At 71.4% G+C, this 22,900-nt stretch carries 24 protein-coding genes; 4 read left to right on the forward strand and 20 right to left on the reverse strand.

The window, feature by feature from the left end; all coding sequences use genetic code 11:
* Nucleotides 1–7: 7 nt before the first annotated feature.
* Nucleotides 8–736: a TetR/AcrR family transcriptional regulator gene (locus BG482_RS20910; RefSeq protein ID WP_069770650.1), complete on the forward strand. Its 729-nt coding sequence runs from the start codon at nucleotides 8–10 to the stop codon at nucleotides 734–736.
* Here BG482_RS20910 and BG482_RS20915 read toward each other — a convergent pair.
* The 9 genes from BG482_RS20915 to BG482_RS20950 form a co-directional block, all read right to left on the reverse strand.
* Nucleotides 731–1,372 (reverse strand): SMI1/KNR4 family protein, encoded by a 642-nt coding sequence (locus BG482_RS20915; RefSeq protein WP_069770584.1) that lies wholly within the window; start codon nucleotides 1,370–1,372, stop codon nucleotides 731–733. The two genes, BG482_RS20910 and BG482_RS20915, sit on opposite strands and share 6 nt — an antisense overlap.
* A gap of 315 nt (nucleotides 1,373–1,687) precedes the next feature.
* Nucleotides 1,688–2,185: a hypothetical protein gene (locus tag BG482_RS20920; protein WP_069770585.1), complete on the reverse strand. Its 498-nt coding sequence runs from the start codon at nucleotides 2,183–2,185 to the stop codon at nucleotides 1,688–1,690.
* A gap of 69 nt (nucleotides 2,186–2,254) precedes the next feature.
* Complete coding sequence (locus BG482_RS20925; RefSeq protein WP_256096422.1) at nucleotides 2,255–4,408, reverse strand: AAA family ATPase; 2,154 nt, start codon at nucleotides 4,406–4,408, stop codon at nucleotides 2,255–2,257.
* Nucleotides 4,409–4,507: 99 nt separating this feature from the next.
* Nucleotides 4,508–5,137: a TetR family transcriptional regulator gene (locus tag BG482_RS20930; RefSeq protein WP_069770586.1), complete on the reverse strand. Its 630-nt coding sequence runs from the start codon at nucleotides 5,135–5,137 to the stop codon at nucleotides 4,508–4,510.
* Nucleotides 5,138–5,417: 280 nt separating this feature from the next.
* Nucleotides 5,418–7,607, reverse strand: coding sequence for a phosphotransferase family protein (locus BG482_RS20935; protein ID WP_079141971.1), 2,190 nt, complete (start codon nucleotides 7,605–7,607; stop codon nucleotides 5,418–5,420).
* 187 nt (nucleotides 7,608–7,794) lie between these two features.
* On the reverse strand, nucleotides 7,795–7,953 hold the full coding sequence (locus BG482_RS44060; protein ID WP_176741431.1) for a hypothetical protein: 159 nt from the start codon (nucleotides 7,951–7,953) through the stop codon (nucleotides 7,795–7,797).
* Between the two features lie 55 nt (nucleotides 7,954–8,008).
* The gene (locus BG482_RS20940) at nucleotides 8,009–11,110 is read right to left on the reverse strand and encodes a non-ribosomal peptide synthetase (protein WP_069770587.1); all 3,102 of its coding nucleotides are present in this window, start codon (nucleotides 11,108–11,110) and stop codon (nucleotides 8,009–8,011) included.
* Nucleotides 11,111–11,293: 183 nt separating this feature from the next.
* On the reverse strand, nucleotides 11,294–12,037 hold the full coding sequence (locus tag BG482_RS20945) for an HAD family hydrolase (RefSeq protein WP_256096423.1): 744 nt from the start codon (nucleotides 12,035–12,037) through the stop codon (nucleotides 11,294–11,296).
* On the reverse strand, nucleotides 12,037–12,915 hold the full coding sequence (locus tag BG482_RS20950) for a winged helix-turn-helix domain-containing protein (RefSeq protein WP_176741432.1): 879 nt from the start codon (nucleotides 12,913–12,915) through the stop codon (nucleotides 12,037–12,039). Before BG482_RS20950 ends, BG482_RS20945 begins: the two co-directional genes overlap by 1 nt.
* Before the next feature lie 153 nt (nucleotides 12,916–13,068).
* Here BG482_RS20950 and BG482_RS20955 point away from each other — a divergent pair, with 153 nt between their 5' ends.
* Entirely contained in the window at nucleotides 13,069–13,263 is a 195-nt protein-coding gene (locus BG482_RS20955) for a hypothetical protein (RefSeq protein WP_069770589.1), read from the forward strand.
* Here BG482_RS20955 and BG482_RS20960 read toward each other — a convergent pair.
* Complete coding sequence (locus tag BG482_RS20960; RefSeq protein WP_069770590.1) at nucleotides 13,253–14,161, reverse strand: winged helix-turn-helix domain-containing protein; 909 nt, start codon at nucleotides 14,159–14,161, stop codon at nucleotides 13,253–13,255. The genes BG482_RS20955 and BG482_RS20960 overlap by 11 nt on opposite strands.
* 384 nt (nucleotides 14,162–14,545) lie before the next feature.
* Entirely contained in the window at nucleotides 14,546–15,112 is a 567-nt protein-coding gene (locus tag BG482_RS20965; protein ID WP_069770591.1) for an aerial mycelium formation protein, read from the reverse strand.
* 158 nt (nucleotides 15,113–15,270) lie between these two features.
* On the opposite strand from BG482_RS20965, the gene dtd reads away from it, so the two are divergent.
* On the forward strand, nucleotides 15,271–15,696 hold the full coding sequence (dtd, locus tag BG482_RS20970) for a D-aminoacyl-tRNA deacylase (protein WP_069770592.1): 426 nt from the start codon (nucleotides 15,271–15,273) through the stop codon (nucleotides 15,694–15,696).
* On the opposite strand, the gene BG482_RS20975 is transcribed toward dtd, so the two are convergent.
* Genes BG482_RS20975 through BG482_RS20985 form a run of 3 tightly spaced genes read right to left on the reverse strand, consistent with a single transcriptional unit; the run spans nucleotide 15,693 to nucleotide 17,761 of the window.
* Nucleotides 15,693–16,658 carry a folate-binding protein YgfZ gene (locus BG482_RS20975; RefSeq protein ID WP_069770593.1) on the reverse strand — a complete coding sequence of 322 codons (966 nt, stop codon included), beginning with the start codon at nucleotides 16,656–16,658 and terminating at the stop codon, nucleotides 15,693–15,695. The two genes, dtd and BG482_RS20975, sit on opposite strands and share 4 nt — an antisense overlap.
* A gap of 10 nt (nucleotides 16,659–16,668) precedes the next feature.
* Nucleotides 16,669–17,169 (reverse strand): Fur family transcriptional regulator, encoded by a 501-nt coding sequence (locus BG482_RS20980; protein ID WP_069770594.1) that lies wholly within the window; start codon nucleotides 17,167–17,169, stop codon nucleotides 16,669–16,671.
* A 16-nt stretch (nucleotides 17,170–17,185) separates the two neighbouring features.
* The gene (locus tag BG482_RS20985) at nucleotides 17,186–17,761 is read right to left on the reverse strand and encodes an FABP family protein (protein ID WP_069770595.1); all 576 of its coding nucleotides are present in this window, start codon (nucleotides 17,759–17,761) and stop codon (nucleotides 17,186–17,188) included.
* A 356-nt stretch (nucleotides 17,762–18,117) separates the two neighbouring features.
* Here BG482_RS20985 and BG482_RS20990 point away from each other — a divergent pair, with 356 nt between their 5' ends.
* Complete coding sequence (locus BG482_RS20990) at nucleotides 18,118–18,480, forward strand: DsrE family protein (RefSeq protein ID WP_069770596.1); 363 nt, start codon at nucleotides 18,118–18,120, stop codon at nucleotides 18,478–18,480.
* A gap of 55 nt (nucleotides 18,481–18,535) precedes the next feature.
* Here BG482_RS20990 and BG482_RS20995 read toward each other — a convergent pair whose 3' ends face one another.
* From BG482_RS20995 to BG482_RS21015, 6 genes are all read right to left on the reverse strand, one after another.
* Entirely contained in the window at nucleotides 18,536–18,808 is a 273-nt protein-coding gene (locus BG482_RS20995; RefSeq protein WP_069770597.1) for a DUF3099 domain-containing protein, read from the reverse strand.
* An 80-nt stretch (nucleotides 18,809–18,888) separates the two neighbouring features.
* Complete coding sequence (locus tag BG482_RS21000) at nucleotides 18,889–19,176, reverse strand: DUF1416 domain-containing protein (RefSeq protein WP_020122955.1); 288 nt, start codon at nucleotides 19,174–19,176, stop codon at nucleotides 18,889–18,891.
* 77 nt (nucleotides 19,177–19,253) lie between these two features.
* Complete coding sequence (locus BG482_RS21005; RefSeq protein WP_069770598.1) at nucleotides 19,254–20,093, reverse strand: sulfurtransferase; 840 nt, start codon at nucleotides 20,091–20,093, stop codon at nucleotides 19,254–19,256.
* 138 nt (nucleotides 20,094–20,231) lie between these two features.
* Nucleotides 20,232–20,315: an Ms5788A family Cys-rich leader peptide gene (locus tag BG482_RS46205; RefSeq protein WP_350818853.1), complete on the reverse strand. Its 84-nt coding sequence runs from the start codon at nucleotides 20,313–20,315 to the stop codon at nucleotides 20,232–20,234.
* Nucleotides 20,316–20,592: 277 nt separating this feature from the next.
* Nucleotides 20,593–21,318 carry a DUF2993 domain-containing protein gene (locus BG482_RS21010; RefSeq protein WP_069770599.1) on the reverse strand — a complete coding sequence of 242 codons (726 nt, stop codon included), beginning with the start codon at nucleotides 21,316–21,318 and terminating at the stop codon, nucleotides 20,593–20,595.
* 181 nt (nucleotides 21,319–21,499) lie between these two features.
* Nucleotides 21,500–22,900 carry a hypothetical protein gene (locus BG482_RS21015; RefSeq protein WP_069770600.1) on the reverse strand — a complete coding sequence of 467 codons (1,401 nt, stop codon included), beginning with the start codon at nucleotides 22,898–22,900 and terminating at the stop codon, nucleotides 21,500–21,502.

Raw genomic sequence — 22,900 nt, forward strand, 5'->3', positions numbered from 1 at the left:
TGTGACCATGACTGTGTGGGACCGGCCCGAGCCGCCGACTCGCCCTGTGCCGCTCGACCGGGAGCAGATCGTCGCCGCCGCCGTCGCGCTGGCCGACGCGGGCGGGCTGGAGGCGGTGTCGTTGCGCAAGGTCGCCGCACGGCTGAACGCAGGCCCGATGCGGCTGTACGGATACATCTCCACCAAGGAGGAGCTGTTCGACCTCATGGTGGACGAGGTCCAGGCCGAGATCCTCCCCGACGGCTCGGGGCAGCAGCCCGGTGACTGGCGGGAGGCGCTGCGCGTCCTCGCCCACCGCACCCGGCAGACCGCTCTCCGCCACGAATGGCTGGCCGACCTGCTCGGCGGCCGCCCGACCCTCGGGCCGAACGGCCTCGCCGTGACCGAGGCCAAGCTGGCCGCGCTCGACGGCCTCGCCGACGTCGACACCGCCATGCGCGCCGTGGAGACCGTCAGCGCCTACTTCACCGGCGCGATCAGGCGCGAGATCGCGAACCTGCGGGCCGAGCGCGCCACGGGCCTGTCCAAGCGCGACTGGCAGCGCGCCTCCGGCCCGCATGTGACGAGAATGCTGGCCACGGGCCGCTTCCCGGCACTGGCCAAAGCCGTGCACGACGGCACGGACGTGGACGCCGAGACGTCCTTCACGACCGGGCTGGACTGGGTCCTCGACGCCGTGGCCGCCAGACTCGCGCTCGGCAACGGCCCAGGGGCCCGTCCGCGATCCGGTCTATGAGCGGATGTCCCACTCGATGCAGGTCCTGCCGGAGGCATGCTCGAAGGTGACGGGCCAGTAGTACCTGAACGGGGCGCCCGTCTCCAGAGCGTCCGTCACGGCGCGGACGAACCCGGTCAGGCTCGAGCCCCAGAGGGTGCCCTCCAGATCGCCGGAGCCGATGCCCATCTCGTACACGTGCCCGTACGTGGGCCCGGGCCGGTGGTCGACGAACGCGACGCCTCCGTCGTTGGGGAGCGCGAACGGCACACAGAGGTGCAGATGGCCGGCGAGGTCCTCCTCGTCCCACAGATCGGCCTCAGCGTTGTCCTCGCCGACGTCCACGAGGATCTCGTGCATCGATGCGATCTCAGCCGTCGAGGCGAGCCGGTGGCCCAGCGGCAGGATGTTGCCGGCCGGGAAGACCCCCGGCTCGGGTCCGCTGTTCCGCTCGGGCTCGACGACACCGTTCCGCCGCTCCAGCAGCCGCCTGAGCTCGGGATGCAGGACGAAGCCCAGCTGCTTCTCCAGCTCGGCGAGCTCGGCGCCCGTCGCCGGCGGTCGGAGTGCGGCGTGATCCGCCGGCGACCGGGCGGCCAGCCACGACTCGAACCGGTCCCATGCCTGATCGAACAGAGCAAGGTCTCTCGATGTCATGGGCAGAAGATAGACGGCAGGTCTGACAAGACCGCCTGAGGCGGCGGTGCAGGGCTCCTGCGGGCCGCCGACGTTTCACCGGAGACGGTCCACCGATCCGTCGGAGCCCGGCCGAGCACAGGTGCCTCCCAGGCAGCCGAGCGCATCGCCTGCGACGACCTGCCGACCGGCCTCGCCCGGGTCGGTCGCGGAGTCGCTCGCCGCCGACATCCGGGTCGAAGCCTGCTTCGACCCGGCCGCCCTGAACGCCTCACCTGCGGACGCCTGAGCCCGTCACCACGCCGGCGGGACGGGGCGCGCCCGCACACTCCACCCTCACCGGTCCGCGATCCACTCCGTCACCGCCGCGAGGTCCGCGCCCTGGAGGGCTCGGGCGGGGTGGACGCGGTGCAGCAGCGCCGGGGCTGGGTGATGGGCGGCCACCCAGTCGCGGTCGGCGTCGGTGATCTCGTCGTCGAGCCAGACGAACGGTCTGCCTGCGGCCAAGGACACCAGGGGCCGCGTCTTCCAGTGGACGCCGTCGGCCGGGGGCTCATCCTCGTCCGGCCAGTCCTCGTCGGGCCGGTCCTCGTCGGGCCAGTCCGCGACCGGCAGCGTGGGCAGGCCGAGCCGGGGTGCGAGGAGCGTGTTCGCGTCCTCCAGCCAGGTCGTCGCCCAGGTCAACTCGCATCCCAGCGCGAGAAGCCGGGGGCCGAGGGACGGGTCGAGCCGGGCCAGGAGAGGGTGCGCGGGCGACGGAGGTCCGTACTCGGGGTAGGGGTCCGTGGCTCCGAACGGGATGAGCGTCCCGTCGACGTCGAGGAAGAGCAGCATCACGTCCAGGATCCCCCCGTCACCCCTCCGCCGTAACTCCGAAGGGGCATGCGGAGGGTGCCATGGGGCTCACTGGTCCCAGGGCAGGGGGCGTTCGTGGACGATCTCCAGGCGGGTCACCGCGCGGGTGAGCACCACGTACAGGCGGTTCGGTCCGCGTTGTTCCGCTTCCGCGACGGCCGCCGGTTCGACGGCGACGACGTGGTCGTACTCCAGGCCCTTGGCGAGGGTCGCGGGAACGACCGTCACCCGGCCGGCCTGCTCGTCCGGCCCGCAGGACGGCAGGCCGGCCGTGGTCAGGGCCTCGCGCACCGCGGCCGCCTGCTGGTCCGCCGCGATGACGCCGACCGAGCCCTCGTGGGCGAGCGCGTCGCGCACGGCGGCGACGACGACGGCGTACAGGTCGCCGTTCGCCCGCCGGACGCGCAGTTCGCCGTCCCGGCGCAACGAGTCGGCCCGCGGCACGTCGACGTCGAGGCGGTCCAGGACGCGGTCCGCGAGGGCGAGCACGGCGGCCGGCACGCGGAAGCCCGTGGTCAGCGGGACGATCGTGGCGTTCGGCTTGCCCAGGTGGGTCATCTGCACCGGCCACGAGGCGGCCGCCCACGGGGTGGTGCCCTGCGCCAGGTCGCCGAGGACGGTGAGCGAGCCGAAGCGGACCCGGCGGGCGACGGCGCGGCACTCCATCGGTGAGAGGTCCTGAGCCTCGTCGACGACGACATGGCCGTATCCCCGGGGGTGCTCCAGGAGGCCGGCCACTTCGTCGAGCAGGACGAGGTCGGCCGTCGACCAGCGCGCCGACTTCGGGGAGCGGGGCGGCCGCGGCCAGAGCAGGGCGCGCTGCTCGTCCGGGTCCAGGAGTCCGTCCCCCGCCCGCGCCAACGCCTCGGCGTCCGTGAGGAGTCCGGCGACGACCTCCTCGGGGCGCAGCTTGGGCCAGACCGCTTCCACGCAGGCGCTCACGGGCCGCGCCCGTTCGATCCGGCGGGTCCAGGAGACGGGGCGCGGCCCGCTCCGGCGTTCGACCTGCTCCTGGATCCGGCGGACGATCCGGCTGCGCACCCGCTCGCGGCCGGACTCGTAGGGCGGCGCCTCGGCGAGCACGCCCGCGACGATCTCCGCCAGCGCACGGGCCCCGACGCGCCAGCGGCAGGAGCCCTCCGGGACGGACAGGTCCTCTGCGCGTTCGGCCGTCACCCGCCCGTACACCGCGCGGCGCAGCACCTCGGCCATCCGGGCGTCGTGTTTGACGGCGGCGGTGCGGTCGGGGTCCGTTCCGGTCGCCCGGTGACGGCCGATCTCGTCGGGCAGGGTGGACTGCCGTACTCCGGTCTCGCCGAGGGCGGGCAGCACCTCCGCGATGTAGGTGAGGAAGGCACGGTTGGGGCCGAGGATCAGCAGTCCGCCGCGCTGGATGCGCCGCGGGTGGGTGTAGAGCAGGTAGGCGGCCCGATGCAGGCCGACGGCGGTCTTGCCGGTGCCGGGGGCGCCCTGCACGCACACCGACGCGGTGAGGTCGCCGCGTACGAGGTCGTCCTGCTCGGGCTGGATGGTCGCGGCGATGTCCCGCATGGGGCCGACCCGCGGCCGTTCGATCTCGCGGGCGACGATGCCGCCGTCCTGCGCCACGGACCCGCGCCCGGGCCCGGCCGGGTGCTCGCCGGCGTCGAGGCGCTCGTCCTCCAGGCCGGTGAGGTCGGCGGAGTCGCCCCGGCTGCCGGGGGCCCAGCCGAACCGTCGCCGTACGGCGACGCCCTGCGGGTCGCGGGCGCTCGCCTGGTAGAAGGCGCGGGAGACGGGTGCGCGCCAGTCCACGACGAGGGGCGGGGCGGCCGGGTGCTCGCTGATGCGCAGCCGGCCGATGTGGTGGGCGAGCCCCTCGTGCTCGCCGCCGGTGCCGTGCGCGAAGTCCAGCCGGCCGAAGAACAGGGGGCCCTCGGGCAGTTCGTGAAGGGCCTTGGCGTGGCTGCGCAGCTGGTAGCCGAGGACTTCGGCGTCGGCGCCGGAGGCGGACACGTCCTCGCCGGTGACGACCTGGAGGTCGGCGCCCGCGACCATGGCGGTGAACGCGGTCCGGCAGGCGTCGTGGTGGGCGCGTTCGAGACGCAGGGCGGCGACGAGGCCCCGTGGGTCCGCGTCCGCGTCCGGGGCCGGGGCCGGGTTCGGGGCCGGGTCAGGGGCGGGGTCGGCGGAGTCCTGGGGGGCGCGCTCGGGTGCCGTCATAGGGCAAGGATAACCAATAACGTTACCGAGTTACATTTTTTACCGGGCTTCACCGGGTCTGAGGCATGGTGGCCGTCGAGCGCTGTCGCTCCACGCGGGTCAGGCGAGCCGTGGCAGCCCCGTCGCCAGCGCGTCGAAGGCCCGCTCCGCCGCGGCCACCGCATCCGCCCGCACCTCCGCCGGCCGCTCCCCGGCCGCCACCCGCCGCCAGTTCTCCTCCGCGAGGATCCGCCGGACGGCGACGATCTGGCCGGCCGCCAGCCGGGCGTCGAGGGCGGTGGGCAGGTCGTCCGAGAGGGCCTCGGCGAGGGCGGCCTCCGAACGCTCCAGATAGCCGTACAGGCGGGCGACCAGCGACGGGGTGCCGTAGAGGAGGTTGTAGAACGCCCGCACCTGGGGGTGGTCGTTGAGCCCGGTGACGGGATCGTCCGCGGCCAGCCCGGCCAGGAAGTGCCGGCGCAGGGCGGCCAGCGGCGCGACGCCCCCGGCCCGGCCCGCGACGACGACCCGCGCCGCCTCCTGCTCGTGATCGGCGATCTGGTGCAGCACCAGATCCTCCTTCGCCGGGAAGTAGCGGAAGAGGGTCGGCTTGGAGATCTCCGCGGCCGCGGCGACCTCGGCGACGGACACCGCGTCGAAACCCCGCTCCAGGAACATCCGGACGGCGACCTCCGACACGGCCTGGTACATCCGCTGCTTCTTGCGCTCACGCAGCCCGGTCTCGCTCATGGAGCGAGCCTACGGGCCGCCGGGCACGGCGTGCCGCGGCGCCGCGGACGGCCACCAGGGCGCCGCCGGTCGCGAGTCGGGGCGGCGCCGAGGAGTCGCACGGCCAGCCCCGTTCAGGGTGTCGTACGGCAAGAGGCCGGCCAGGCCGAGGAGCGCACCGCCCTCACCCGTCGTCCCGCTCCCCGCCGCGCATACGCCCGCCCCCCGCGCGTCCGACGCCAGGAGGGCGTCGACCCGGCCGGCCCCGGTCCGACCTGCGTTCCATGGCACCGTGATCGCCTCAGGCCAGTGCCCGGGCAAGGTAGGGGTTCGCGGTCGCCGGGACGGAGAGACCGAGGCAAGCGGTGGCGGCCGCGAGGGTGTCGGCGTAGGAGTTGACGGCCCGGCGGACGTTGGGCGCGTCCAGACTCGACCCGGTCGCCAGTCGGTCGAGGTCGATGTACGCGGAGCGGACGATCTCGATCCGGCGGTAGACGACCCAGTCCTTCCCCCAGTCCCGGGTGTACTCCGGGGCCAGCCGCCGCTGCCAGCGGAGGAACATCCGCTCCCTGATCTCCGGCTTCGTCGGCGTGAGATGCATGTGCCGGACCAGGTCGTAGAGCGGGTCGCCGACCAGGGCCATCTCCCAGTCGATGATCGTCAGCGCCAGGGCGTCGTCGCGGCGCACCAGGTTCCACGGGTTGAGGTCGCCGTGCAGCAGGGCCGGCGCCCGATGGCCCACCCGGTGCCCCGACAGGATCTCCCGCAGCCGCCGTTCGTCGGGCAGCCCCAGCGTGCGGGCCAGTTGCAGCGACTTCTTCGGCAGGTCCCGGACCAGACCGACCAGCTGTTCCTTCAGCCACTCGCAGAAATCGACGTGACCGGCCTGCGGATCGATCAACGCATGGTCCACCCGGGTCAGTTCGCACAGCTGGTCGACGAGTGCGTCCGCCTCGTGCGGCAGCAGGCCGTTCACCGGGTGGACGGGCGCCCGGTCGATGTGGGTGCCCACGTAGGTGTGGATGCTGAGCTGGTCGTCCGGATAGCTCACGCCCAGGGCGAGGACCTCCGGCGCCGCCACCCGGACCCGCGACTCCTGGATTGCCTGCAGGACGGCGTGCTCGCTCAGGTACTTGGGCTCCCGGCGCGAGACGTCGGGCAGTTTGCGGCGCACGACCACGGGGGTGCGTGTCCCCTGCACCCGGACCACGGAGTTGAGGTGCGCGGTCCCCTTGAAGACCCGGTGCGCCGGAGCGGCTCCCTCCGCGAGCAGCGCCTCCCGCACGGCGGACGCCGGGAACCGGGGGTTCTCGGCAAGCCGCGGATCCGGCTGCCAGCCGAAGGCCTTCATGATCCAGCCCCGGCCGCTCACCGCCCCGTCGCCCCGCGACGCAAGCCACCGGAACAGAGCGCGCCCGATCTCGTCGTTCGTCGGGACGTTCCTGAGCCGCAGGGGCTCCGCCGCCTCCCGCAGCGCCCGGCCCACCTCCACCGTCGCCTCGTCCAGGCTCTTCTGGGTGAACGACTCGAGTAGGGACCGCGCGGCCCGCATGACGTCGGGATAGAGGGACTGCGCCCGCTCGAAATCGAGGTAGTGGCGCAGATCCCTGGCGAGCCCCTTGACCGCGCTGGGCCGGCACTCCCGCATGGCTTCCGCCCATGCCCCGATCACCGCGTCCCACTGGTGGTCCGGGTACCGCATGCGCACGAGGTGGGTGGCGAGGTCGTGCAGGGGGTCGCCGTACGTCGCGAGCTCCCAGTCGACGCAGACGAGCGGCGGGTCGCCGTTGTACGAGACGATCAGGTTGTCCCGGTGCAGATCCGCGTGGAGCAGGCTGTACGGCCGCCGGGTCATGGCCGGCACCCGCTCGGCCAGCCGGAGCAGCGCGTCGTCGGAGACTCCCAACGCCTTGAACAGCCCGCCGAACTCGTCCCAGTTCGGCTTGCGGATCTCCGCGTCGGCGAGATGGGCCAGATGCTTCAGGAAGGTCTGGCTGTCGCTGTGGTTGGCGGGCCACGACCTCGGCAGGGGCGGCAGCGCCGACAGACGCACCTGGGTCATCTGGGCCAGCAGCTCGGCCAGCGCCCTCATCAGCAGGGTGTCGACAGGCTTACCGTTTCCGCAGATGGTGGAGAGCGGCACGCCTTCCACATAGCTGTGGACCGAGTAGTCCGGCGTCCTGACCAGGCAGGCGGGGGCGTGGGGCAGGACACCCTGGAGGGCGTCGAGGATCGCCGCCTCGTTCTGCCAGGTCCTGATCACCACGGGCAGCGCGTCCTGCCGCCGGATGCGCACGGTCACAGGCGTGCCCGCCTCACGGCCCAGCCGTCGGCCCGCCTCGTCCGTCAGCGGCAGCACATAGTTGCGATTGTGGTGGCCGCTGGACGCCTGGGTGGACTCTGCGGCCCGGACGAAGGCACGAAGGACATCGGACGTGTCCTCGGCGGCTCGTTCCCCGGCGTGACAAGGGGGAACAAGGTGGTCGACCACTGGCCGCTCCGGATACTCGCGCTGGGCATGTTAGGGCAAACGGTAAAGGCGCCGCACGACCGGAGCGATGCAAGTGAGCCAATGGGTGGGTGCCACTCATCCACGTCAGGCCGTCCGAGACCAACTGGTTCGCTGTCTTATACGTATACGTAAGGACGGGAGTGATTGCTCGCGCGATTGAGGCATGCTAGCGCAGCGCGGACCGGTTGTTCGGCGAGGTACTCCAGACCGAGTCGCACCACGCCGGCCGGGTTTCCACGAACACCGTGCCCGACGGGTCGGGGTCGCCGTCCTTCACCTGGCGGGTGAGCGTGGCGCCGAGGCCCGGCATGCCGAGGGCGGTCATATGCTCCTCGGAATCCAGTTCGGTCCGCCGCCGGCGCGCCCGCCCCCGCCGCGGCTCACTCCGCGACCGGCGCCGGGCTGTGCGCCCCCGCCGCCTTCCGGCACAACCTGACCACCTGGTCCAGCGTCGGCTCCCCGACGATCTGTGCCAGTTCCGCCATGAACACCTCCTCTCGTTCGGTGTCCAGTACGGCCCGGCACACCCCGGCGATCATGGCGAGCAGGGACAACGAGTCCCCGCCCAACTGGTGGAAGTCCGAGCGGCCTTCCAGCCTGGAGCGCTCCACCCCGAGGGTGCGGGACCACACCTCGGCCACCGCCTCCTCCACCGGGTCCATGGGCCCCTCCGGGGCCGCCATCGGGTCCGCATCGGCTCCAGCCGCCACGAAGGCGTCCGGAAGCGCCTTCGTGTCGACCTTCCCGCTCACCGTGTAAGGGAGTTCCGGGAGCGCCAGGATCGCCGCGGGAACCATGTACCGAGGCAGCCGCTCCGTGACGTATGTGGTCAACTCTTCGACCAAGGACTCCTGTTCATCCGGATCAGGACCGGTCACCACGTACGCGTACAACGCCTTCGAGGCGCTCCCCGGCCGGGCCTTCGCGATCACCACAGCCCGGGTCACTCCCGGATGGCCCTCCAGCGTCTGCGCCACCTCGGCCGGCTCGACCCGGTGGCCTCGCACCTTCACCTGGTCATCGATGCGTCCGACGAACTCGAGGCCGCCCGACGGCATGACGCGGGCCAGGTCACCGGTCCGGTAGACACGACTGCCGTCGGCGAGACGGACGAAGCGTTCCCGGTCCAGATCGGGACGGCCCAGGTATCCACGGGCCAGTTGCACACCGCCCAGGTACATCTCCCCGACGTCCCCCGGCGCCACGAAGCGACGGCCCTCGTCCAGGAGATGCACCGTGGTGTTGTCCGCCGGTACCCCGATGGGCACCGCGATGCCGGTGTCCTCGCGGGCCCTGAAGGTATGGGCGGTGCAGCCGATCGTCGCCTCGGTGGGACCGTAGAGATTGATGATCCGGCACTGCGGCCCGAACATCTCCTGGGCGCGGGCGGCGACCTCCACCCGCAGTTGCTCGCCGACGACGACCACGCTTCGGTAGCCGGCCGGCGAGATGTCGAGCTGCCCGATCAGGTCCAGGTGGGACGGCGTCAGATTGAGCATGGTGGCGCCGGAGGTCTGCAGCAACCGCCGCAGCGACAGGTGGCTCGGCTCCTGCGGCATCAGGACGACTTCACCGCCGGCCAGCAGCGGCAGGAAGACGGAGGTGCCCGTGACGTCGAACGACGGTGAGGTGATCAGCGGCAGCCGGGTGTCCGCGTCCACCCCGAACTCCCGGGTGGCCCAGTCGACGTAGTGCACCAGACTGCGGTGCTCGATCTGCACTCCCTTGGGGCGGCCGGTCGAGCCGGAGGTGTAGATCACATACGCCAGGTCGTCCGGGGACGCCTCGGCGTCCTGGAAGAGCGGTTCACCGTCGCGCTCCGGGCCGGGAACGGCGGTGAGCCGGCCCAGCGCCAGCTGCTCGCACCCTGGCGGTACGACCGGTCGTTGCCCGTACGCCTCCTCCACCAGGCAGTACGCCGCCCCGGCATCCGTCAGCAGGCCCGAGAGCCGGGCGTCCGGGTGCTGCGCGTCCAGGGGCAGGTAGCAGGCGCCGGCCCGCAAGACCCCCCAGATGCCCGCCACCAGGGCCACCGAGCGGTCGGCGAGCAGCCCCACCACCGTCCCCGGACCCGCGCCCCGGTCCCGCAGCGTCCTGGCCACCGCGTCGGCCCGTCGGCTCAACTCCGCGTAGGTGACCGGACCTTCGGGCCCGCTGAGAGCGATACGGTCCGGTGTGCGCCGCACCTTTTCACGGAAGCGCTGCACCACCGAAGCGTCCGAATCCAGTGCAAGAGCAGTGTCGTTACCCGGCCACACGCGGTTCTTCCGGGGCGACAGAGCCTCCTCGACCACGTCCAGCAGCGTCTGCGCCCGCTCGGCGACACCCGGCCCGTCCTGCCAGGTCACGGTTACCTCGGTACGGCCGTCGCTCTCGATCATGTCGATCGAGGGTGGGGCCCCGGGGCCCGTAGCACCCAGCGCGTACAGCGCCGTTGCCGTGAAGCCGTCGCAATCGAAGGACGCCAGGTCGTGGATCCCCAGATGGGTGACGAGGGACAGCGCCGAGCAGCGGTTCTTCCGCGCGGCCGCCCGGCCGACAGCCGAGGAGAACGCCCGGATCAGTGGCAGCGGGGTCTTCAGCATCTTGGGATCGGTGCGCACCGCCAGCTCCGCGCCGTCGGCGAGTGCCTTGAGGGCCCGTCCGTGTACCTCCTGCCAGCTGTCTCCGGCGGCGACGTCCAGCACGAACGCCTGCGACAGCCAGGCCGTGGAGCGGATCTCGGGTGCGTGCCGGCGCAGGTCGACGGGGACCAGGAAGCGGCCGGCGCCGTCCGGGCCGTACATCCCGGCCACCGCTGCGGCCACCTTCGCCGTCGCCGCCGGGTGGCTTCCGTCGACCGACCGACGGCGCCAGAGTGTCCCCGAGGGCTTGCGCGGCACCGGGCCCAGCGGCGAGGGCCACACCAACTCACCGACGTTCCGGGAGATCGGCGGGAGTCCGTCGGGCAGGTCGAGGCTTTCGAGGAACTCGTCCCTGCTCAGAGTGGACGGTGCGCCTGACGGCTCGGAGCCCTGAAGCACCCGGAACACGTCCTCGACCCACAGCATCAGTCCCCGGGCGTCCGTGACGCTGTGCGAGGCGCGGAAGACCAGGGCGGCGCGCTCCCCGGCGGATTCGGAACCCTCCGTGCCGCCCGGGAAGAGAAGGACCTCGAACGTGGCGCCCGGACTCCGCAGTGGGTGCCGGAGCGCGGGCGAGTGCAGAAGCCGCCCGTCGAACGAGCCCGCCTCCATGACCCGGACGCACGGCGGGACACCGCCGTCCACCAGATGCCGGCCGTCGCGCACCAGTCGTGTCCCGGGACTGGCCTGCGAAGCGCGGGTCACAGCCTCGGCCAGCCGTCGCTCATCCAGCGTCCCCGTGCCCTCCACCACGTACTGGACCATGTTCGCGTGACGAGGAGCCAGGCCGTGATAGAGCCACTCACCGGCGGACATCGTCCGGCGGTAGCCGTGATGTTGCCGAGAGAGGGAACTCATGAGGTGTCTCCTGACCGTGGACGGCCTCGTGGCCGGGCCCGAACATCATCGGCCCACGGGAACTGGGGAACCCCTTAGTACTGCTCGCCGCGAACCTGGCCAGGCCGGTCGTCGGCGCGTTCATGGGCGGGGGACCTCTGGTGTGCGGTCTTCGTGCCCAAGCCCTGACGCCGGGCCCGGCGCTCAGCCCCTGAACGCCTCCAGCACCGGCTCCAGCGACGACACCACCCGGGTCGCGCCCGCTCCCCTGAGCAGTTTCTCCTTGCGCTCGTTACGCGCGTAGCCCAGGAACGGGACGCCCGCCTCGCGGGCGGCCAGGAAGTCCGACGGGGTGTCGCCGATCATCAGGGCGGTGCCGGGCGCCGAGCCCGTGGCGGTCAGGGCGAGGTTCAGGCAGTGCGGATGCGGCTTGAGGTGGTGCAGTTCCTGGGTGCGGCCGTAGATGTGGGGCGCGAAGCAGGAGGTGAGCCCGCGGTTCGCCAGGTAGGTGGTGACGACCCGGGGGGAGTTGTTGGTGGTGATCGCCAGCCGCAGGCCCAGGGCCGTCAGGGTACGTATCAACGGGTCGGCGTACGGGGTGGGCCTCGCCGTGGCCGTGGCTCTCAGTTCCTCCTGGGTGAGACGTTCCTCCAGCTCCGCGACCAGGTCGCTGCCGGGGCGCAGACGGTCCACGGCGCGCAGGACGACATGCGGGTCCAGCGACTCCCGCTCGCTCTCTGTCAGCAGGTGGTGCAGGCCCCGTCCTTCGAGCCACTCCACCAGGCCGTCGGCCACGCCCTCCGCCGAGTGACCGGCGAAGAGGCGGCAGATCGGCCCGTCGAAGTCCCACAGGACGACTCGCGCCCCCCTGATCACTTCCCGCAAGTCCGCCGCCTCGGTCTCGGTGTCGGGGGTCGCGTGCTGGGTCTGCTGCGTATCAGAAGTCACTAGGAGAGTGTCAGGTCCGTGGTGATGGTTTCCCAGAGGGCGTCGAACCACTTCTGGGATTCCTCCACGAACGCGGCGTCGCGCTGACCGGTCGCCTTCTCGAAGGAGAAGAGCAGCGACTCGGTGCCGAGGACGTCGTACATGTCGAGGGTTCCGGTGTCGGTGGACTCCTCGCGCCGGGTGACCATGTAGTACGCCATCAGCGCCTCCTGGCCGTTGAGGAGGTACAGCTTCACCGGCGGGGTGAACGGCAGGGCGCGGAACGTGATGCTGACGTCGATGCCGTGCGAGCGCAGCGTCTGCAGGTTGTGGCGCAGGACGTGCCCCTGGGCGTTGCGCATCGCCAGCCAGCGCTGGTGGACGGGGTCGTCGTCGCCGCGGCCGTCGACCGGGACCGGGAACGCGAGGCTGATGTCCCGGGAGGGCAGGAGGATGCGGACGTCGATCCTGGCGGGCTTCAACTGCCCTCCGTGGATCAGCCGGAGGGGCTCGCCCAGGGCCGGGATGAGACTCTCGGCGGTCAGACAGGCCGCGTCGATGCGCACGTGCGGGGCGGAGAAGGCCGCGGTCAGCCGGGGAGCGAGGCCGACCATGGTGGGCTGGGGCTCCTCGGGGCCCGTGGGCGTCGGCTCCGCGATCCGGGGCGGGCTGCCCTTGCTGACGCCGGCGAGCAGCCCGTCGTCCTGCAGCGCCCGCAGCGCCTGGCGCACGGCGCCGCGCTCCACGCCGAACTCGTCGGCCAGCTCGGCCTGGGTGGGCAGCCGGTCGCCGGCTTTGAGATCCCCGACGCGGATGCGTTCGCGCAGGGCATCGGCGATCTCCTGAGGAGAGAGCCTGCTGCTGCCGTTCACTGCCACGTTCTCCTGGGTCACGACCAAACGCTACAACTTCGATCCATCTGACGGGAGTTGTTTGAAAGTTGTTTAGCAGTTGCTGCCAAGTGGGGACAACATAGTCATAGTTGGTTACCAACTTGAGCGAGTTGGCGGAAGGTTCGCCTCCCGCTCCCAGCCTGGAAGGGGGGAACCACCATGCCCGTCCTCGTCCTCCTCAGCGCCGCCTTCGTCGTCGGCGTCGAGCAGACCATCCAGTGGAAGTACGGCACCACCGGCACCGTCGGCCTGCTCCTGCTCAGCGTGGGCGTCAAGGCCAAGAGCCCCGCCCTCAGCTCGGTCGGCGCCGTGATCCTCGCCCTCCTGGCCACCGGGCCCGCCGTCAGCTCGTGAGCACCAGCTCCGAACTGATCGTGTCCCACAGCGCGTCGAACCACCGGCGCGACTGATCGACGAACGTCGTGTCACGCGGTCCGGCCCCCTGCTCGAAGGCGAACAGCACCGACCGCGTGCCTTCGGCGTCGTACATGTCCATGCTCTCCTGGCCGACCGTCTGCTCCCCGCGCTGGACCGTGTAGTAGGCGAACAGCGCCTCCGTCCCGTTCAGGAGGTACAGCTTGACGGGCGGGGTGAAGGGCAGTGCGCGGAAGGTGACGTGCACGTCGATGCCGTGCGTGGAGCGCAGCGTGAGCAGGTTGTGCCGCAGCACCTGGCCCTGGGCGTTGCGGTGGGCCAGCCAGCGCCGCTGCAGCCGCCCGGTGGCCGAGGCGTCCACCGGCGACGGGAAGGCGAGGTCGATGTCCCGGGACGGCAACAGGACACGGACGTCGATCTTGGCCGGTTTCAATTGCCCCGCATGGATCTGCCGCACCGGCTCGCCGATCGCGGCGGTCAGCGAGACAGCGGTCAGACAGAGGGCGTCCACCTGCACGTGCTCGGCCGCGAAGGCCTCGGTGACGCGGGGCGGAAGGCCCGCCATCGAGGGCTGCGGCGCCGCCCCGGGGCCGATCGGGAGACCGGGCGGGTCCGGCTGCCCCGCGACGGTCGCAGGGCTTCCCTTGGAGACGTTGGTCAGCAGCCGCTCCGACTGCAGAATGCGCAGGGCCCGGCGTACGGCGCCCCGCTCGACGCCGAACTCGTCCGCCAGCTTGGCCTGCGTGGGCATGCGCTGCCCGGGCTGCAGCACCCCGGCTCTGATGCGGGCGCGCAGCTCGTCGGCCACCTCGCGGTGTGAGCGCTGCGACCGCTCGGCTCCCCTCCGCCCCTTGACGGAGGCATTTTCCGTCTCCACGTCCGCACAGTACAACTTCCCGCCATCTTTGGGCAGTTCAAAGAGAGATGGTTATAGGACGCTTCCAAGCGGACATAACTACAGTGAAGTTGGCTGCCAACTTCAACAACGTGGTCAAACTTTCAGACGGTTGGCCGGTCGGGCTTCCTTCCGGAGGGGAGCCGGGAGCCCGAGCAGACGGCGCCGACGTACAGCCACAACTGAACATCGCCCGCACAGCCACAACTTCAGAGCGCACGCACAGCCACAACTGAACAGCTACGGATGGACCACTTTCCCACCCCGCCGAAAGGAGCCGTCAGCACATGTCCGGGCACCCAGGGCGCCCGGACGTTCGCAGCAGGGCGTCGACCCCCCGGGCGGCGCCCGCTCGTTCTTTCGCCGTCAGACCAGCAGATCCTCGACCTGCGCCTCTCCCTCACGGTAGCGCCGAGTGATCTCCGCGCCCGACTCGTCGGCCGTCCGCTGCAACCGCTGACGCCGGCTGGAGACCTGCTGCTCGTAACGGACCAGACGGCCCATCGCCTCGTGCAGCTCGGGATCGGTGCGCGCGTCGAGGTCGGAGAGCTCGACGTCGGCGAGCATGTCGGCGGCCAGCCGCCGGTACTCCTCACTGTGCGGAGTGCCCAGGGTGACGTGGCGCGCCGAGGAGCGGTGCCGGGCCGGAGCGTCGGTGAGGATCTCCGACAGCCGCTCGACCACGGACGCCGCACCCGTCGGGGAGCGCCGGGCCAGCTCCGCGCGCAGGATGTCGATACGGCCCTGGAGCAGGCGCCGCACATAACTGAGGTCGGCCTCGTCGCGCTGGGCGTCCCGGCGCAGGGTGCGCAGCTCGGGCAGGCTCAGCCCGCCCAGCTCGTGGGCCGGAGGTTCGACGGGCAGCACGGTGCCGTCGTTGCGCTGTGCAGGCGGCCGGTGTGCAGCGGGCCGCCCGGTACTCGGTGTGCTCATGTCCTTCTACCGTCCCCTCGACCGGCTGTGTGAAGCATCGTGCCACCCCGAGTGCCCGCGAAGTTACCGAGTCCCCCCGAACGGCCCCAGATGGTGGCTTAAGGAATAAAAATGGGCCCCTCGCGGGCCCGCGCCCGGCACCCGGCATCATGGTCCGCATGCGAGCGGTGGTGCAGAGGGTGGACGGCGCGAGCGTCGTCGTGGACGGCGAGACGGTCGGGGAGATCGACGGCGAGGGCCTGTGCGTCCTGGTCGGCGTGACCCACGAGGACACCCCGGAGAAGGCGGCCCAGCTCGCCCGCAAGCTGTGGTCGGTCCGCATGCTGCACGACGAGAGATCGTGCAGCGACGTCGACGCACCGCTGCTGGTCATCAGCCAGTTCACCTTGTACGGGGACGCCCGCAAGGGCCGCCGCCCCACCTGGAACGCGGCCGCCCCCGGACCGGTCGCCGAACCCCTCGTCGACGAGGTCGTCGCCCGGCTGCGCGCCCTGGGCGCGACGGTGGCCACGGGCAGGTTCGGCGCACAGATGCGCGTCTCCCTGACCAACGACGGCCCGTTCACCGTCCTGATCGAGGTCTAGGGCTCGACCACGACCTCCTGCGCCGCCGCCGTCGAGTCGGCCATCAAGGGGGCGTCCACCGGCACGTTGCGCTTCACCAGGGCCAGCGCGACCGGGCCCAGTTCGTGGTGACGGGCGGACGTGGTGATGAAACCGATCTTGCGGCCGTCGGGGTCCTCGTCCGCGACGCGGAGCTCGGTGCCGGCGGGCGGAAGGTACACCTCGCTGCCGTCGAGGTGGAGGAAGACGAGCCTGCGCGGCGGCTTGCCGAGGTTCTGGACGCGGGCGACCGTCTCCTGCCCGCGATAGCAGCCCTTCTGCAGGTGCACGGCCGTGCCGATCCAGCCGAGCTCGTGCGGGATCGTGCGGTGGTCCGTCTCGAAGCCGAGGCGCGGGCGGTGCTGCTCCACACGGAGGGCCTCGTGCGCGAGTATCCCGACCGGCGGGCCGGCCTGCTCGGCGAACGACTCCAGGTCGGCGCGGGGAAGGAAGAGATCGCGGCCGTACGCCGTCTCCCGGACGACGACACCGGCCGGCACGGGGGCGATCGACCCCGCCGGGAGATGGACGACGGCCGTGTCGGCCGTCCGGTCGGCGACCTCGACCCGGTAGAAGAACTTCATCGACTCCAGGTACGCGAGCAGCGCCTCCTGGGTGCCGGGTTCGATGTGCGCCCAGACCGTCGCGCCGTCGTCCACCAGATACAGCGCGTGTTCGATGTGGCCGTGTGCGGAGAGGATCAGCGCCTCGGTGGCCTGGCCGGCCGCGAGGTCGGTGACGTGCTGGGTGAGCAGAAGGTGCAGCCAGCTCAGCCGGTCCTCGCCGGAGACGGCGACGACCCCGCGGTGCGAGAGGTCGACGAATCCGGCGCCGTCGGCCAGGGCGCGCTGCTCACGGAACAGATCGCCGTAGTGACCGGCGACGTCTTCGTCCACGCCCTCGGCGGGAACGGCGCCGGGCAGGGACAGCAGAGGGCTCTTCATGGGCCCAAGCCTACGACTCGGTGATCGAACCCTTGGCAGCCGAACCCGCGCCCGAACCCGCGGCCTCGCCCTTCGCGGCGGAACCCCTGCGCGCGCAGTCCCGGCAGCGGCCGAAGATCGCGAAGTGCTTCATGTCCGTCTCGAAGCCGAAGCTCTCGCGCAGCTTGGCCGTGAACTCGGCGGCCACCTTCACGTCCGCCTCGATGACGTCGTCGCAGTCCCGGCAGACCAGGTGGATGTGATGGTGGCGGTCGGCCAGGTGGTAGGTGGGCGCCCCGTGCCCCAGATGCGCGTGGCTGACCAGGCCGAGCTCCTCGAGGAGCTCCAGCGTGCGGTACACGGTCGAAATGTTGACCCCCGACGCCGTCTTCCTCACTTCCACGAGGATGGCGTCGGGGGTCGCGTGCTCCAGGGTGTCCACGGCTTCGAGGACAAGCTGGCGCTGCGGCGTCAGCCGGTAGCCACGCTGCCGCAGGTCGCTCTTCCAGTCAGTGCTTTCAGTGCTCACCACACCCAAGAGTCTAGGACTACTTGAAGAAGGCGATCCCGTCGTCCGGCATGTCGTCGGGGAGGGCCTTCGCCCAGCGTTCGACGTCCTCCGGGGTGACGACCTTCTTCAGGTGGGCCGACATGTAGGGGCGCAGCTCGACCTCGGGGGTCTGCTTCTCGCCGACCCACATGAGGTCGCTCTTGACGTATCCGTAGAGCCGCTTGCCGCCGGTGTACGGGCCCGAGGCCGCCGTGCGCGCCACCGCGTCCGTGACCAGGTCGATCTGCGGCTTCTTGGCGGCCAGCTCGCCGTACCAGATCTCGACGACGCCGTCGTCGCGGACCATCGTCACCTCGACCTTGCGGTCGGCGTCGATGCGCCAGAAGCCGGACTCCGACTCCAGGGGGCGGACCTTGTTGCCGTCCTTGTCCAGGACCCAGGTGTGGGAGCGGTACTCGAGGAAGTCGCGGCCGTCGTGGCCGAAGGTGACCTCCTGCCCGAAGTTGCACTTCTCCGACCCCGGGAAGTCGTGCACGCCGGCGCCCGCCCAGCTGCCGAGCAGGAAGGCGAGAGGGACGAGGTCCTTGTGGAGGTCGGACGGAATCTCGATCATGAGTGGCAGTTCCTGGACTGGTAGGTCAGCGCTGGCCCTGGTACAGCTTCTTCACGGTCAGACCGGCGAAGGCGAGGACGCCGACGCAGACCAGGACCAGCAGGGCTTCGAAGAAGATCTCCACGGGTGCTCCTCGGATGAGCGTGGTGCGGGGTACGTACGACTCGGCACACGTACGACAGGGCCGGGCCCCAGCTTACGCGGCCCGCCCCCGGCCCTCCCTGCGAGGTGCGCCCTCGCGGGCGTCAGCCCGGCAACCGGGCTCCGCAGGGGCCGTGCCGGGCATTCATCCCGCGTCGCACAGGGAACCCACGGTCATCATCGTCAGTCGCAGGGGGCTTGATTACGATTCAGGCATGGCGAAGAAGCTCGTGATCAAGGTGACGGCGGGGGCGGATGCTCCCGAGCGGTGCTCGCAGGCGTTCACGGTGGCGGCGGTGGCCGTGGCCAGCGGGGTCGAGGTGTCGCTGTGGCTGACCGGGGAGTCCGCGTGGTTCGCCCTGCCGGGGCGGGCCGCCGAGTTCGAGCTTCCGCACGCGGCCCCGCTGCCCGACCTGATCGACTCGGTCCTGGCCGGCGGCCGTCTCACCCTGTGCACCCAGTGCGCGGCCCGTCGGGACATCACGGAGAAGGACGTCCTCGAGGGGGTGCGGATCGCCGGCGCCCAGGTGTTCGTTCAGGAGGCGCTGGGGGACGAGACGACGGCGCTCGTGTATTAGGGGCGGCGGCAGGAGCGGTGGAGGCCGTGGCCCGGCCGTCGGGGTGGTCCGGCTGTCAGGGGCGGTCGCGGGGGCGGCGGCGTTTACCGTCCAGTTCGTCCCACCACTCGTCGGACGTGGGGTCGCCCGAGGGGTCGTCCCACCAGCGGTCGTCCGGGCCGCGCCGGTTGGCGACCATCGCGGCGACCGGCGGGATGAGCATGGCCACGACGCACATGCCGACGGCCGCCGGCACCGACCAGAGGCGCACGACGGCCCAGGCCAGCACGAACAGCGCGATGCAGGTGCCCATCATCGCGAAGTACACGTGCCGTCGGCGGGCCAACATACGTCCAGGGTAGGCCGGGACACGGCGAAGGGCCGCGTCCCGGGCGTTCGACCCGAGGGACACGGCCCCTGCCTGATCGCTCAGACCGCGATCGCGACCTCCGCGAGGCCGCCCTGCTGGGCGACGACCGTACGGTCGGCGGTGGCGCCGGGGACGAGGGCGCGCACGGTCCAGGTGCCCTCCGCCGCGTAGAAGCGGAACTGTCCGGTGGCGGAGGTCGGGACCTCCGCGGTGAACTCGCCGGTCGAGTCCAGCAGGCGGACGTAACCCACCACCGGCTCGCCGTCCCGGGTCACCTGACCCTGGATCGTGGTCTCACCGGGCTTGATCGTCGAGGCGTCCGGGCCGCCGGCCTTCGCTCCACACATGTGCTTCTCCAGAGATGTCTGACCGGAAGGCCGGTCGGGTTCGCTTCTTGTCCGTTCGCCCGGTGGGCGCGACCTGGTTACTTGTTGGCGCCGAGCTCGATCGGGACGCCGACGAGGGAGCCGTACTCGGTCCAGGAGCCGTCGTAGTTCTTGACGTTCTCCACGCCCAGCAGCTCGTGCAGCACGAACCAGGTCAGGGCCGAGCGCTCGCCGATGCGGCAGTACGCGATGGTGTCCTTGGCCAGGTCGACCTGCTCGTCGGCGTAGAGCTCCTTGAGCTCGTCGTCCGACTTGAAGGTGCCGTCGTCGTTGGCGTTCTTCGACCACGGGATGTTGCGGGCGGACGGGACGTGGCCCGGGCGCTGCGACTGCTCCTGCGGAAGGTGCGCGGGGGCGAGCAGCTTGCCGCTGAACTCGTCGGGCGAGCGGACGTCGACCAGGTTCTGCGAACCGATGGCCGCCACCACGTCGTCACGGAAGGCGCGGATGGCCTTGTTCTGCGGCTTGGCCTGGTAGGAGGTCTCGGGGCGCTCGGGCACCTCTTCGACCAGCTCGCGGGCGTCCAGCTCCCACTTCTTGCGGCCACCGTCGAGAAGCTTGACGTTCTCGTGGCCGTACAGCTTGAAGTACCAGTAGGCGTAGGAAGCGAACCAGTTGTTGTTGCCGCCGTAGAGGATCACCAGCGTGTCGTTGGCGATGCCCTTCGCGGACAGGAGCTTCTCGAAGCCCTCCTGGTCGACGAAGTCACGGCGGACCGGGTCCTGGAGGTCCTTGGTCCAGTCGATCCGGATCGCGTTCCTGATGTGGTTCTTCTCGTACGCGGACGTGTCCTCGTCGACCTCGACGATGGCGATGTCGGCGTTGTCGAGGTTGGCCTCGACCCAGTCGGCATCGACCAGGACGTCGCTGCGGCTCATGCTCGTTCTCCTCCGGGGCAGTTACGGCGGGGGTGTGCAAGAAAAGAGAGTGCGCGGCCGGGGCTCGCCGGCGGGCGGCGCACGGATGCCCTCGGTTCGAGGGCGCCGGGAGGCGCGGAAGGCCGGCGGCGCTTCCGCTCAGAAGGGGCGACAGAGCATGGCGGCGACGCGGCACAGGTCTACTGCCCGCCGCTTCGTGAGATCCGCCTGTCGCTGCATCATGTCGTCGATCGTAGGGACGGACAGGCGGCCATGTCACCAGCGCTCCGCATAGTGAGACGCGATCGTCCGCATGTCGGGATGGGAAAAGCGCCCGGGCCGTGGGGACACGGGTTCCGGGCGCTTGTATCGGTCGTCACAGCCGGGGTGCGGAGTACCGCGTCTCGCCTGTCGGACGTTCGCCGTCCATGTCCAGCCGCACATGCCAGCTGTACATGTCCGTCGTCCATGGTCAGTCGTCCATGGTCAGTCGTCCATGCTCAGTGGTGGTCGGGCGGTTCTACCCGGCCAGCCTGACGTTCGAACCCTTCACGGAGATCTCCACGCCGTTCGTCGCGGCGACCACCTTGTCGAGCTTGATCCCGCCGGGCAGGTCGTCGATCTTCTGCTGGAAGTCGGTGATCGAGCGCACCTCCTTCTCGGCGGCCCGTACCCCGCCGAAGCTGGGAATCGAGTCGGCGTGCACACGCACGGTGTCGCCCACGACGGTGACGGTGCTCAGCACGTAGACCGGCTGCGGCAGGACGCTCGCCTTGACGGCGACCTTGATCTTGCCGTTTCCGCCGTCCGAGAGGCCGACGACCTTGGCGGTGATGCCCAGCGGCAGCTCGGTGGTCTCGGCCTGGGCAGTCTTCAGCAGCTCGGCGTAGGTGATGGACGCGGTGCCGGTGGCGCTGGAGGCGGTGGCGGAGCTGTAGTCGCCGGAGAACTCGACGCCCTTCATGTCCGCCTGGAGGCCGTCGATGCGGATGGTCCGGCCGCTGGTGCCGGTGGCCGCCTCGTAGTCGTCGATGCCGATCTCGACGTCGTCCAGCGAGCCGCCCACGACCTGGGTGAGGAACGGGAAGCCCTTGATGGACACGTCCGGGGTGGCGGCGAGGCCCTCGCGGGACTTCAGCTTGTCGGCGACCTCCCCTTCCGCGAAGTTCACGGCGAGGCGGTCCGCGAGCACGAACAGGCCGCCCAGGACCACGACGACGACCAGCAGTATTCGAAGCGCACGCATGCGGCAGTTCCCCCACCCGGATGGCCTGAACGGTTCACGGTGAACGGTCCACGACGGCCGGCCACGATGACCGGTCGTCTCTCATTGACAACGGTTCAAGGTAACCCCGAGCGCGCGGGCCGCCGCCGGATTGTCGATCACCTGTGACAGTCCCTCAGGTCCCGCCCGGCCCGGACCCGTGTTACGCCAGCGCCCGTCCCAGCACGTACACCGCCGGCGCCGCGGCGGCCAGCGGCAGGGCGACGCCCGCCGTGAAGTGCACGAAGCGGGACGGGTAGTCGTAGCTCGCGACCCGGTGGCCGATGAGCGCGCAGACCGCCGCGCCCGCGCCGAGCAGGGCGCCCCGGGCGCCCAGTCCGGTCATCTGGCCGACGGCGATGCCCGCGCCCGCCGCGGCGAGCAGCGCCACCACGACGGAGGCCGGAGTGGGCAGCGGCAGCGCGCGGGCCAGCACGGCCACCGCCACGGCGGCCGCGCCGACCGTCACCGCGTCCGGCTCGGCGCCGAGGTGCCCGGTGGCCAGGACGGCCAGGGCGGAGGAGGCGACGGTCGCCATCAGCCCGTACATGCGCTCGTCGGGGTCGGCGTGCGAACGCAGCTGCAGGACCAGGCAGAGCAGCACCCAGACGCCGAGGGTGCCCAGGATCGCGGCGGGCGCGTGCTCACGGCCGGCCGCGAGGAGGACGACGTCCGAGACCAGCGCGCCGAGGAAGGCGAGTGCGATGCCCTGCCGGGCCGGCCACATGCCGTTCAGCCGGAACCAGCCCGCCGCCGTGACGGCCTGGAGCGCGACGAGGGGGACGACGAGGGCGTACGTGCCGATCGCCGCGGCGCCGGACAGGAGCAGGCCGAGGAGCGCGGTGAGCGCGGCGGGCTGCATGCCCGGCTCGATGATCGGCGAGCGTCCCTCCAGGCGGGCCCGCTGGGCGTCGGTGATGCGCGCGTTGCCGGCGAGGGTGGCGGGGCCGTAGGTCGGACCGCCTGTGGCGGCGGAGGCCGGGCCCGGCGCGGGAGCCGGAGCGGGGGGCGCGGGGGCCTCCTGGCGCGGGACCGGGGTGTGCCGGTCGTCGCCCGCGGAGCGGTTCGCGGGCGGCAGGGGCTCGGCCCCCGCCGGAGAACCGTACGCGGAGACGTGACCGTAGCCGGAGGTGTCGCCGTAGGCCTGGGCGCCGCCGTACGCGGAGGAGTCGCCGTACGCGGACTGCGGGTTCCCGTACGCGGACTGCGGGTTCCCGTAGGCGGGGCCGTCGCCGGTCCGGGGCGGCAGGTAGGCGGTCCCGGCCGGGTCGGCGGCGGTGACCGGCTGCTGCACGCTGGTCTCCCAGGTCTGGCCCTGCCACTGCTGGGTGTGGTGCAGGTGGGCCTGCGGGTCGTCGTACCCCTGCTGCTGCCCGGGCCACGCCTGCTGGGCCTGCGCCTGCTGCGGCTGCTGAGGATGCGGCTGCGGCTGCGGCTGTTGCTGCTGCGGCGCCTGGGGGTCGTACCCCTCGTGACCCTCGTAGCCCTGGTACCCCTCGTAACCCTGGTAGCCCTCGTGGGGGCGGCCCCCCTGATAAGAGGCGTCGTACGGCTGGTCGGTCAT

It is taken from the genome of Streptomyces sp. LUP30 (genome assembly GCF_001746365.1).
Classification (GTDB): Bacteria; Actinomycetota; Actinomycetes; order Streptomycetales; family Streptomycetaceae; genus Streptomyces.